Below are 1,538 nucleotides of genomic sequence, written 5' to 3'. Positions count from 1 at the left end.
TTTTAGAGTCTCCCCCTAGTTTATCTGGAGAAGAGGTTTTGCCTGGTTTTGTGTATCTTGACCTGGGGGGGTGACATGCAAGCTGAAATCCTTACTGGGTAATAATTTCAGCCGATAATTCCCAAAAATATACATTCTGTTTTGGGCGCTCCTTTGGACGTAGTTATAAGGGTTTGAGCTTCCCTAACATGAATTTAGGCTTAATTTCCGACTGTATCTTCCATGACACCATTGGCATCAAAGCCTTATAGAGTAAGCTTTTTGGGGCTCATGTCACCCCCTCAGGTATCTTGACCTAATTTGGTGAAGGGTTATACTTAAACATAAATTTTGATTTTACCTATTAAATTAAGATGCTATAATAACTTAATTCAGTAACATCAAAATAAAAAAATATATGTCATCTTTTATTGGCCATAGTGTAACTGCTGTAACTATTGGTATTGCTTTTAATTCACCCAAAAAACCACTGCTATTGCGCTTGGCTTGGTTTTTATGGTTAATAGTAATTGCCTCTTTCCCTGACTTGGATCATTTTATCCCTTGGTTACATCAATCAGCACACCGTCAAACTCGTATTACCCATTCCCTAGCATTTGCTCTGATTATTCCCATTTGTACAATCGTAGTTTTAATTATTATAGGAATTAGGGGACGCCAACTCAAAGTGTATAGTTTTCAAGCGATATTAGCGGGTCTTTCCCAAATTATTATCGATTTGTTAGTTGGAGTTGTTGGTATACCTTTGTTCTATCCCTTCACTAGAGAAAACTTTAAACTTCCTTGGGGTATTTTACCCAGCGCCGGAAAACTAGACCTAAGCAATTATTACTTATATAAAAACCTATTGATCGAGATGGGGATACTATTACCATTGTTTTCCTTGGTTGCCATTTGTCGTTACCATCTTTTAAAACCCCGTCAGGTAAAAATTGTTATCTTTGGCTTACTGTTTACTTCAACCTGCTTTATGTTTTGGGGATATAATCTGTCTCGGTAGCCCAAGCATGGTGGTATAGCACTACCCATTTGACAAAACTATGGTAAAAGAGTTGCTAAACCAACTATGAGTTGACCTTAGCAACTCCTCCTAACTCGAGGGATATTGCGATCGCTTAAATCCGTTAACTACTCCGTTGCGCGATCGCTTCAAACTTGATCAGGATCCACTCCCATAGCTCGTAAACGAGCAGCCAGTTGCTCGGCTCGTTCTTGAGCTTGGGCTAATTGCTGTTGAGCTTGGGCTGCTTGTTGTTGAGCTTGGGCTGCTTGTTGTTGAGCTTGGGCTGCTTCTTCTTGAGCTTGCACTGCTATTTCTTCAGCAGTAGGTAGCACAATTCCCTCTAAAGTAGCCCAACGTAACCAAGTAGTATCAACATTATTTTTATAAACCCCTTGCCAACGGACTAAAGCTAATCCTAATCTTTCGCTAATTAGTCGTCCTTGTTCATCTTCAGTTAAAGGCTGATAGACGCCATTGTGCAACCTAAATCCGGCAAAATCCTCTGGATTAAACGGGTCGTACCAAAAATATTCGG

1 protein-coding gene and 1 pseudogene are annotated in these 1,538 nt (G+C 39.8%); one reads left to right on the top strand and one right to left on the bottom strand.

From position 1 onward, the window contains the following. Nucleotides 1–397: 397 nt before the first annotated feature. Nucleotides 398–1,000 (top strand): metal-dependent hydrolase, encoded by a 603-nt coding sequence (locus F6K20_RS38010; protein ID WP_287256760.1) that lies wholly within the window; start codon nt 398–400, stop codon nt 998–1,000. A gap of 149 nt (nt 1,001–1,149) precedes the next feature. On the opposite strand, the pseudogene F6K20_RS38005 reads toward F6K20_RS38010, so the two are convergent. Further along, nucleotides 1,150–1,538, bottom strand: a pseudogene (locus F6K20_RS38005) (Uma2 family endonuclease); the annotation flags it as partial.

The organism is Moorena sp. SIO2C4, assembly GCF_010672485.1.
In the GTDB taxonomy this organism is placed as follows: domain Bacteria; phylum Cyanobacteriota; class Cyanobacteriia; order Cyanobacteriales; family Coleofasciculaceae; genus Moorena; species Moorena producens.
Note: the sequence above shows the minus strand (reverse complement) of the source record. Positions and strands in the feature narration are given on the sequence as shown.

Excerpts from the sequence above, each read along its gene's own strand:
- F6K20_RS38010 (WP_287256760.1), top strand. The coding sequence starts at position 398 with ATGTCATCTTTTATTGGCCATAGTGTAACTGCTGTAACTATTGGTATT.